General features: G+C 74.0%; 11 protein-coding genes. 3 read left to right on the top strand and 8 right to left on the bottom strand.

Translation table 11 applies throughout. The features are described 5' to 3' along the window. The 5 genes from ABD207_RS19635 to ABD207_RS19615 all read right to left on the bottom strand — a co-directional run. Nucleotides 1-813: AAA family ATPase (locus ABD207_RS19635; protein WP_344014406.1), on the bottom strand; the 813-nt coding region annotated here is incomplete at its 3' end. Then, nucleotides 810-1,973, bottom strand: a complete 1,164-nt coding sequence (locus tag ABD207_RS19630; protein ID WP_344014405.1) for an exonuclease SbcCD subunit D — start codon at nt 1,971-1,973, stop codon at nt 810-812. The genes ABD207_RS19630 and ABD207_RS19635, both read right to left, overlap by 4 nt. A gap of 219 nt (nt 1,974-2,192) precedes the next feature. Next, entirely contained in the window at nt 2,193-2,819 is a 627-nt protein-coding gene (locus tag ABD207_RS19625; RefSeq protein WP_344014404.1) for a YigZ family protein, read from the bottom strand. 52 nt (nt 2,820-2,871) lie between these two features. After that, nucleotides 2,872-3,414 carry a SixA phosphatase family protein gene (locus ABD207_RS19620; protein ID WP_344014403.1) on the bottom strand — a complete coding sequence of 181 codons (543 nt, stop codon included), beginning with the start codon at nt 3,412-3,414 and terminating at the stop codon, nt 2,872-2,874. Then, nucleotides 3,411-4,181, bottom strand: a complete 771-nt coding sequence (locus ABD207_RS19615; protein WP_344014402.1) for a hypothetical protein — start codon at nt 4,179-4,181, stop codon at nt 3,411-3,413. The genes ABD207_RS19620 and ABD207_RS19615 overlap by 4 nt, the downstream gene beginning before the upstream one ends. 198 nt (nt 4,182-4,379) lie before the next feature. Here ABD207_RS19615 and ABD207_RS19610 point away from each other — a divergent pair, with 198 nt between their 5' ends. Both ABD207_RS19610 and ABD207_RS19605 read left to right on the top strand, forming a co-directional pair. Next, the gene (locus ABD207_RS19610; RefSeq protein ID WP_344014401.1) at nt 4,380-4,802 is read left to right on the top strand and encodes a CoA-binding protein; all 423 of its coding nucleotides are present in this window, start codon (nt 4,380-4,382) and stop codon (nt 4,800-4,802) included. A 64-nt stretch (nt 4,803-4,866) separates the two neighbouring features. Next, nucleotides 4,867-6,090 carry a 4-hydroxybenzoate 3-monooxygenase gene (locus tag ABD207_RS19605; protein WP_344014400.1) on the top strand — a complete coding sequence of 408 codons (1,224 nt, stop codon included), beginning with the start codon at nt 4,867-4,869 and terminating at the stop codon, nt 6,088-6,090. 74 nt (nt 6,091-6,164) lie between these two features. Here ABD207_RS19605 and ABD207_RS19600 read toward each other — a convergent pair whose 3' ends face one another. From ABD207_RS19600 to ABD207_RS19590, 3 genes are all read right to left on the bottom strand, one after another. After that, nucleotides 6,165-6,719, bottom strand: a complete 555-nt coding sequence (locus tag ABD207_RS19600; RefSeq protein ID WP_344014399.1) for a YbaK/EbsC family protein — start codon at nt 6,717-6,719, stop codon at nt 6,165-6,167. A gap of 31 nt (nt 6,720-6,750) precedes the next feature. Then, entirely contained in the window at nt 6,751-7,323 is a 573-nt protein-coding gene (locus tag ABD207_RS19595; protein ID WP_344014398.1) for a helix-turn-helix domain-containing protein, read from the bottom strand. A gap of 181 nt (nt 7,324-7,504) precedes the next feature. Continuing rightward, on the bottom strand, nt 7,505-8,269 hold the full coding sequence (locus tag ABD207_RS19590; protein ID WP_343998261.1) for an acyltransferase: 765 nt from the start codon (nt 8,267-8,269) through the stop codon (nt 7,505-7,507). Nucleotides 8,270-8,375: 106 nt separating this feature from the next. On the opposite strand from ABD207_RS19590, the gene ABD207_RS19585 reads away from it, so the two are divergent. Next, nucleotides 8,376-8,906: a gamma carbonic anhydrase family protein gene (locus ABD207_RS19585; protein ID WP_344014397.1), complete on the top strand. Its 531-nt coding sequence runs from the start codon at nt 8,376-8,378 to the stop codon at nt 8,904-8,906. The last annotated feature ends 337 nt before the right edge of the window (nt 8,907-9,243 follow it).

The following is a 9,243-nucleotide window of genomic DNA, read 5'->3' as shown; positions in this document are numbered from 1 at the left end:
CTGGGCGGCGGCCAGCCGGCAGCGGGCGATGTCGAGCTGCTCGCGGGCGGCGCTGCGGGCGACGGCGGCGGCGCTCAGCACGGCGTCGGCGAGGCCGGGGTCGCCGGGTGCCAGCTCGGGCAGGTCCATGGCCTCGCCGGCGGCCTGCTGCATGCGGTGGGCGTCGGCGAGCAGGGCGGCGTCGCCGTCGCGCACCTGGGTCTCGGTGGCGCGCCGGCGCTCGGCGAGCCGCTTCTCCACCTCGGCGAAGCGGCGGGTGTCGAAGAGCCGGCCGAGCAGCTTGCCGCGTGCCTCGGCGTCGGCGCGCAGGAAGCGTGCGAAGTCGCCCTGGGGCAGCAGCACCACCTGGCAGAACTGTTCGCGGCTCATGCCGAGCAGCTGGGTGATCTCCTCCCCGATCTCCTGGTGCGAGCGGCTGAGGTCCTTCCAGCTGCCGGCGGCGGCGTCGTACTCGCGCAGCCAGGTCTGGGCCTTGTCGAGGGTGGTCCCGGTGCCGCGCTTCTTGGGGCGTTCCCAGGGCGGCTGCCGGGTGATCTCGAGCCGGCGCCCGGCGACGGTGAGGTCGAGGGTGACGGAGGTGCGGGTGGCCGGGGCGGCGTGGTCGCTGCGCAGGGACATGCCCTGGCCGCCCTGCCGGGCTCCGGGGACGGCGCCGTACAGCGCGTAGCAGACGGCGTCCAGGACGGAGGTCTTCCCGGCGCCGGTGGGGCCGTGCAGCAGGAAGAGCCCGGCGGCGGACAGGGCGTCGAAGTCGACGCTCTGGGAGGTACCGAAGGGGCCGAAGGCGGTGATGTCGAGGCGGTGCAGCCTCACCGGGCCACCTCCTGGAGGGCCTCGTCGGCGCGTACGGCGTCGATGGCGTCGCGGAGCACGGCCCGTTCCCGTTCGTCGGGTCCGGCGCCGCGCACATGGGCCACGAAGTCCTCCGCGATCTGCTGGTCGCTGCGTCCGGCGAGGCGGCGGGCGTAGGAGACCCCGGGGTCGTCGGGGGCGCGTTCGGGGTCGAAGACCAGGCTGAGGGTGTGCGGGAAGCGCTCGGTGAGCCGGGCCATGGGGTCGGCGGGGCGGACCGGGTCGGTGAGGGTGGCCTCGACCCAGGCCTGCTCGTGGGGGGTGAGCGCGGGGTCGGCGAGCAGTTCCTCCAGGGTGCCGCGGATGCGGGCGAGCGGCCGGGGCACCGGGCAGTCGATGCGTTCGGCGGTGACGGCTCCGCCGGCGTCCAGGTCGATCAGCCACATGCTCTTGCGGTGGCCGGCCTCGGAGAAGGAGTAGGCCAGCGGGGAGCCGGAGTAGCGGACGCGTTCGCTGAGCGTCTGGCAGCCGTGCAGATGCCCGAGCGCCACATAGTCGACGCCGTCGAAGACGCCCGCGGGCACGGCGGCGACCCCGCCGACCGTGATGTCCCGTTCACTGTCGCTGGGTTGGCCGCCGGTGACGAAGGCGTGGGCGAGGACGACGCTGCGGGTGCCGGCCGGGCGGGCGGCGAGGTCGGCGCGGACGCGGTCCATGGCGGCGGCGAGCACCGCCTCGTGGCCCGCCCGCTCGACCCCGAACTCGTCCTTCACCAAAGCAGGTTCGAGGTAGGGCAGCCCGTAGAAGGCGACGTCCCCGTGGGCGTCGGACAGGAGCACCGGTGTGCCGCAGGCGGACGGCTCGGTGCGCAGATGGATGCCGGCGCGCCCGAGGAGCCCGGCGCCGACGCCGAGGCGGCGCGCGGAGTCGTGGTTGCCGGAGATCATCACCGTCGGCACGCCCAGGTCGGCGAGGCGGTGCAGCGCGTCGTCGAACAGCTCGACGGCGGCGAGCGGCGGCACCGCGCGGTCGTACACGTCTCCCGACACGACCACGGCGTCGACGCCGCGCTCACGCACGGTCTCCACCAGGTGGCCGATGAACTCGGCCTGGGCACCGAGCATGCCGACCCGGTGGAACGCCCGGCCGAGGTGCCAGTCGGAAGTGTGCAGCAGTCTCATGATCCCCGAGACTAACGGCCGGGTCTGACAGCACGGGCGGTTACTCCCGTATCGCCACCGTTCACGGCGTTCACACCGTCACACTCCGCGCCCGGTACGCCCGTTATGCACCCAAGTTGCTTCTTCGCGCCACTGGTTCGCGCGGTCTCAGCCGACTCAGGTCTCCGCGCGGCCGGTTCGGGCGGTCTCAGGCGTCCCGTACGCCTCCCGGCCCAGGTCTCAGGCGTCCCCGTACGCCTCCCCGCCCAGCTCGAATCCCGCGGTCCCGGCAGTGGCGTCGGCCAGCCAGGCGCGGAAGGCGTTCACGTCGGCGTCGGGCAGGCCGATCTCGATGGTGACCTGCTCGCCGTAGCGCACGTCGCGCACCTCGCGTCCGGTGGCGCGCAGATCGTTCTGGATCTTGCCGGCCCGCTGGTGGTCGACGGTGACCGTGGCCAGCCGGCAGCGGCGCCGGGTAACGGTGCCGAGGGCGTCGAGCGCCTCGCCGACGGCGCCCCCGTAGGCGCGGATGAGTCCGCCCGCGCCGAGCTTGACGCCGCCGAAGTAGCGGGTGACCACGGCGACGACGTACCGCATGTCGCGGCGCAGCAGCATCTGCAGCATGGGCACCCCGGCGGTGCCGCCCGGCTCGCCGTCGTCGCTGGCCTTCTGCACGGAGGCGTCGGCGCCGATGACGTACGCCCAGCAGTTGTGGGTGGCGTCGGCGTGCTCCTTGCGGACGGCGGCGATGAACTCCTGCGCCTCCTGTTCGGTGGCGGCCGGGGCGAGGGAGCACAGGAAACGGGAACGGTTGATCTCGGTCTCGTGCACACCCGGGCGGGCGACGGTGCGGTACTCGTCCTGCATCGGACCAGCCTATGCGCCCGCGGGCGGGCGGCGCGTTCCGGCTAGGGGATCCCTAGCCCGAGGTCCCGCGCGGGACGGTCACCGAGGTCAGGAGTGCGCCGCCGGTGTCCAGGTCCCGCCAGGTGGTGCCGTGCCAGGCGAGGACGGCGACGGCCGAGGTGGGGAATTTGGTGCGGACGGCCGCGAGGGTGTCGTCGACGGCGTCGCCGGCCAGGTCCAGGACCAGGTCCTCCAGGCCGGGGTTGTGGCCGACCAGCAGGAGCGTGCGGACGTCCTCGGGCGCCTCGCGCACCACGGCGAGCAGGTCCGCGGCGTCGGCACCGTACAGGCGCCGGTCGTAGCGGACCGGCGGCACCCCCGTCCACTCTCCTGCGGCCAGTTCCCAGGTACGGCGGGCGCGTACGGCCGTGGAGCAGACGGCGAGGTCGGGCAGCAGGCCGGCCTCGGCCAGGGCGCGTCCGGCGGCGGGTGCGTCCCGGAGCCCGCGCGGGGCCGGCGGGCGCTCGTGGTCGGGGACACCCACCGGCCGGGCCGACTTGGCGTGGCGCAGCACCACCAGCCGGCGCAGCGGCCCGGTCCCCGCGGGCCCGGTCATGCCGGGGCCCCGAGATCGCGGGTGAGGTCGACGCCGAGCAGCCGGTCGGCGTAGGCGTACGTCTCGAAGCGGGCGCCGTCCGGGACGTCGGCGTCGCTCGCCACCCCGCGCAGCACGCGGAGGACTCCGGGTACGTCCAGGTCGTTCTCCCAGGCGGCACGCAGGTCGGCGCGTACGGGGTCCGGGATGGGCCGCGAGGGGTGATGCGCCCAGGCGGCGACCGCGCCGCGCCACTCGGCGAGGGTCCCGGCGGCCTCGCTCAGCTCCTCGGGACCGAGCCGCACGGCCGTGTCGCGGGGGTGGGAGAGCAGAGCGAGCCGGAGCGCGGCGGGGTCGGTGCCGTCGGATGCGCCGGGAACTTGCTCGCCGTGCACCGGAGCCACCGCCATGCGCACGCCTTCGGGCGCCGCGGCGCTCTCTGCGGCGAGGACGTGCAGCACCTGGGCCTCGCCCAGCCCGGTTCCGGCGTCATGTGCCTCCTCCAGGGGCCGTACGCCGAGGGCCGCACCCGCGGCGCGCAGCTCGGCCTGCCCGCGCTCGCCGGAGAGCATCGCCCACACCGGTGTGCCGCCGAGCTCCAGGGCACGCACCAGAAGGTCGGCGACGAGCAGGACACGCAGGTTCGTGGGGTCGAAGCCACTGGTGTGGGCCTCGATGCGGGTCAGGCCCCGTCTGGCGGGGGCGGCGTCCACGAGTGCGCCGGTTCGGGCGTCGGTGATGCGCAGCACGAGCCGAGCGTAGGCGGCTGAGCGCCCGCGCGCAGTCATCTCGCACGGTTTTTCGAGTGCTCGTGGCGGGATTCGACGAGGGCGTGTTCGGGGTGCGCGGGCCGCGGGCTGCGCGCTGCGGGGAGGACGGGTTCCCCCCACGGTCCGGCGTCCACCGTCCCGGGAATCACTGGACGTACGGCGCGGTTGTCCCCTGTACACGGCCTTTACGGCTCATCACGTTCCTGGAGGCGCACGGTGTACGGCGACGATGCAACGGTCCGCAAGATCCTCAGCGAGCTGGGTGACACCTGGGCCGTGGTGGGCCTGTCGACCAACCGGCGGCGCGCCGCGTACGGCGTCGCCCAGGTGCTGCAGAGGTTCGGCAAACGGGTGGTCCCCGTGCATCCCAAGGCCGAGACCGTGCACGGCGAGCAGGGCTACCCCTCGCTCGCCGACATCCCCTTCGATGTGGACGTCGTGGACGTGTTCGTCAACAGCGACCTCGCGGGCGCTGTCGCGGACGAGGCGGTGGCCAAGGGCGCCAGGGCGGTCTGGTTCCAGCTCGGCGTGATCGACGAGGCGGCCTATGAACGGACCCGCGCTGCGGGTCTGGAGATGGTGATGGACCGCTGCCCGGCGATCGAGATCCCCCGGCTCGGGCTCCCCCAGCGCGGTTGACCTGCCCTGGGCGGCCCGCGCGCAGCCATCCACAAACCGCCGGAGCCGCCCGCACAATGACCCGGTGACCCAGACCTCCCCCCACCCCAACTCCCCTTCTCCGCAACGGTTTCCGGTCGTCGTCGTGGGCGCCGGGCCCGCCGGTCTCACCGTGGGCTGCATCCTGCGCGCGGCCGGTGTGGACTGCCTGGTGCTGGAGACCGAGACGCGGGAGTTCATCGAACGGCGCCCCCGTGCCGGGGTGATCGAGGAATGGGCGGTGCGGGGCCTGGAGCAACGAGGCCTGGCCGGGAACCTGCTGGAGCGGGCCGAGCGGCACATCGCCTGCGAGTTCCGCTTCGCCGGGGAGCGCTTCCGCTTCCCCTACCACGAGTTGACGGGCCGTCATCACTGGGTCTATCCGCAGCCGTTGCTGGTGACGGACCTGGTGCACGAGTACGCCGACCTGCGCGGCGGCGCGATCCGTTTCGCCGTGCGGGACGTGATGCTGCACGGCCTCGACGGGCACAGCCCGTCGGTGTCGTACATGAGCCCCGAGACCGAGCGGCGGGAGGTGGTGGAGTGCGACTTCCTGGCCGGCTGTGACGGGGCCCGTGGCGTGAGCCGGGCGGCGCTGCAGCCCGGGCGGGCACGGACCGCCCGGCACGACTACGGCATCGGCTGGCTTGCGCTGCTCGCCGAGGCGCCGCCGTCAGCCGACTGCGTCCTGTTCGGCTGCCACCCCGACGGCTTCGCCGGGCAGATGCCGCGCAGCCCCCAGGTGACCCGCTACTACCTGCAGTGCCCGCCCGGCGACGACCCGGACAACTGGCCGCACGACCGCGTCTGGGCCGAACTGCGGCGCCGCCTCGGCGCGGACGGCGCGGCCCCGCCGGCCGAGGGCCGGCTGATCGAGAAGCGCGTGCTGGACATGCACGACTACGTCACCGAGCCCATGGTCCACGGGCGGCTCTTCCTCGCCGGGGACGCCGCGCACCTGGTGGCGCCGATCGCCGCGAAGGGCCTCAATCTCGCCCTGCACGACGCCTTTCTGCTCGGCGACGCGCTGGTGGCGCGGCTGACGAAGGGAGACGACAGCGGGCTCGCGGAGTACGAGGCGGCCTGTCTGCGCAGGGTGTGGGACTACCAGGAGTTCTCGCAGTGGCTGTCCGAGCTGTACCACGGCGGCGCGGCGGGCGACCCGTTCCGCGCGGGCACCACACTGGCCCGGCTGCGCCGCCTGTTCACCTCGCCCGCTGCCGCGGCGGCCTTCGCCGAGCAGTATCTGGGCACGGCCGAGCGGTACTGACCGGCGGCCGGAGCCGTACCCGGCGAGGCGGTCGCTCGTGCGGCGGGCGTCACCGGCCCCGGCCGTCCGGCCGGTCAGACGCCGAGCCCCTCCAGCACGACCGCGTTCGGCAGTTCGGCGAAGGCCTTGCCCGGGACCAGCAGCTTGCCCCGGCGGCGGCCGCTGCCGACGAGGACGTACGGCAGGTCGACGACGGCCGCGTCCACCAGGAGGGGCCAGCCGTCCGGCAGGCCGATCGGGGTGACGCCGCCGTACTCCATGCCGGTCTCCCCCGTCGCCGTCTCCATCGGGGCGAACGACGCCTTGCGGGCGCCCAGTTGGCGGCGTACCACGTTGTTGACGTCGACCCGGGTGGTGGACAGGGCCAGGCATGCGGCCAGGGTGCGCTCGCTGCCCCGCCTGGCGGCGACGATCACGCAGTTGGCCGACTTGTCCAGCAGGTCCTGCCCGTAGTGCTCGACGAAGACGGCGGTGTCCGCCCAGCGCGGGTCGGTGTCCACATGGACGATCTGCTCGGCGGGCACGCTTCCGCTCCAGGCGCGGATGGCGGCGGCGACCGGCGGGGCGAGCTCGTCGAGGCAGTCGGGGGCGGGGGTGGCGTGGTCGAAGTCTCCGATCGGTGCGCGCATGACCGCACCGTAACCCACCTCGGCGGACGGGTCAGTGGACGGGGGGTACCGAGACGGTCAGCACCATCTCCATCGGCACATCGCCCTGGTTGCCGTAGGCGTGGGGGACGTTGGCCTCGAAGGAGGCGCTGGCGCCCGCAGGGACGCGGTGCTCCTCGCCGTCCACGGTGAGCGTCAGTTCGCCGGCGGTCACGTGCAGCAGCTCGAACGTGCCGCCCGGGTGGGGGTCGGAGTCGCTGGACTCGCCCGGCATCAGCCGCCAGTCCCACATCTCCAGCGGTCCGGGGGCCTCGGTGCCGATGAGCAGCCGGTTCCAGCTGCCGGCCTCGGTGTGCCACAGGCGTACGGCCTGGTCGGCGGGGACGACACGGACCTGCGGGCCGCGCTCGTAGTCGAGCAGGGTGGGAACGCTGACCCCGAGGGCGTCCCCGATCTTGACGACCGTGCCGATGCTGGGGTTGGTGCGGGCCTGTTCGATCTGGATGAGCATGCCGCGGCTCACTCCGGCGCGGGCGGCGAGCGCGTCCAGGGTGAAGCCGCGCTCGGTGCGCCAGCGCTTGACGTTGCGCGCGAGGGACTGGGTGAGCAGCTCGAGGTCCGTCACGATGGGTCCGTTCGGTTCGCTTCCGTCCGGGCCGGCGAGTGCGCCGGCGGTTCTGCGGTGTGGGGTGCGTGGTGCTGCGTGCCGGCCGCGGCACGGGGCCGCGGTCCGGCGCACCTGGTGGGGTCTGATGCACCGGCCTGTGCAGCGAACTGTACTGCGGGGCGGTACGGCGACGCCTGGATCAGCCTTCCGGTTCCAGCTCCGCCAGCCGCTCGATGTCCGCTTCGCCGAGCTCCGACAGTGCCCGCAGCTGGTCCGGGGTGGTCCCCTCCGGGATCGGCACCGGGGCGGGTGTGCGCAGGGGCGGCTGCCAGCCGTCGGCGGGCGTCCAGCGCCGGACCACGCGGGCGGGGGCGCCGGCGACCACGGCGTGGTCGGGCACCGTGCCCCGGACCACCGCGCCCGCGGCCACCACCACGTTCCGGCCGATCCGCGCGCCCGGCAGGATCACCGCGCCGGTGCCGATCCAGCAGCCCGGCCCGATCTCCACGGGCTCCATCCGGGGCCACTGCTTGCCGATGGGCTGGTGCGGGTCGTCGTAGGAGTGGTTGGTGGAGGTGATGTAGACGTACGGGCCGAAGTAGCAGTCGCTGCCGATGGTGACGCTGGTGTCGGCGATGACATGGCTGCCGCGTCCCAGGACGACGCCGTCGCCGATGCGCAGGATCGGCTCGGGGCCGAGATCCAGGTCGGGCATGAGGCCGGCGGTGAGGGTGACCTGCTCGCCGATGATGCAGTGCGAGCCGAGATGGATCCAGGGTTCGCCGAAGACGGTGCCCAGCGGGAAGGCGAGGCGGGTGGCCTCGCCGATCGCGCCGAATCGCAGCCGGCCGGGGTTGGCGGCGGTCACCGAGCCCGTGCGCTGTATCCACGCCCAGCCCGCATGGACCGCGCGCTGCGCCAGTCGACGCGGCCAGGACGAGAACGTGTTCTTGCTCTTCGGCACGGGTTCACCGTACTGAGCGGACGGGACCGCCGGGCCGTCCGGGGGCTGTGATCTTCACCCCACGGGTGTGACGTACGGTTCGTTCTCGAACCGACGAGGAGGCGAGATGACGCACGAGGCGCTGATCACCGGTGTGGGCGGCAGGGAACCGAAGGTGGACCCGGAGGCGTTCGTGGCGCCGACCGCGTCCGTGGTCGGGGACGTGACCCTGGAGGCGGGGGCGAGTGTCTGGTACGGCGCGGTGCTGCGGGGCGACGTGGAGTCGATCTCCGTCGGCGCCGACAGCAATGTGCAGGACAACTGCACGCTGCACGCCGACCCGGGATTCCCGGTGCGGGTCGGTGAGCGGGTCTCCATCGGCCACAACGCGGTGGTGCACGGGGCGACCGTCGAGGACGACTGCCTGATCGGCATGGGCGCGACGGTGCTGAACGGAGCCGTGATCGGCGCCGGCTCCCTCGTCGCCGCCCAGGCACTGGTCCCCCAGGGCATGGTCGTGCCCGCGGGATCCCTGGTCGCCGGTGTCCCGGCGAAGGTCAGGCGCGAGCTGACCCCCGAGGAACGCGAGGGCCTCACCCTCAACGGCAGCATGTACGCGGGCCTGGCCCGCACCCACCGGGACGAGTTCGAGGCGTAGGAGGGGCAGCAGGCGCAGCCCGGACCGGGCAGGCGCGCGAAGACGGCGAACGCGGGACCAGAGCATGCCTGGCGTGGCGCCACAGTCTCGGCTTGCGTGCGTCGATCACGGCCGGGCAGCGCCCTGGCCACGGACAGCCGACGCAGGCGGCCGGGCGGCAGTCGGCCGGCGGACGTCAGGGGGGACGGCCGGGCGGCGCCGTGGTCGCGGCCTGCCGGCGCAGGAGCCTCGGTGGCTGTCGGCCGGCGGGCGCCGTGGCCGCAGTCGCCCAGAGGCACCACCGTCAGGGCGGGCAGCGCCCCGGCCACCAACAGCCGACGCAGGCCCCCGGGCGGCA

The organism is Streptomyces thermospinosisporus, assembly GCF_039526425.1.
Taxonomy (GTDB): domain Bacteria; phylum Actinomycetota; class Actinomycetes; order Streptomycetales; family Streptomycetaceae; genus Streptomyces; species Streptomyces thermocarboxydovorans.
This window is presented reverse-complemented; position numbering and strand designations above follow the sequence as displayed.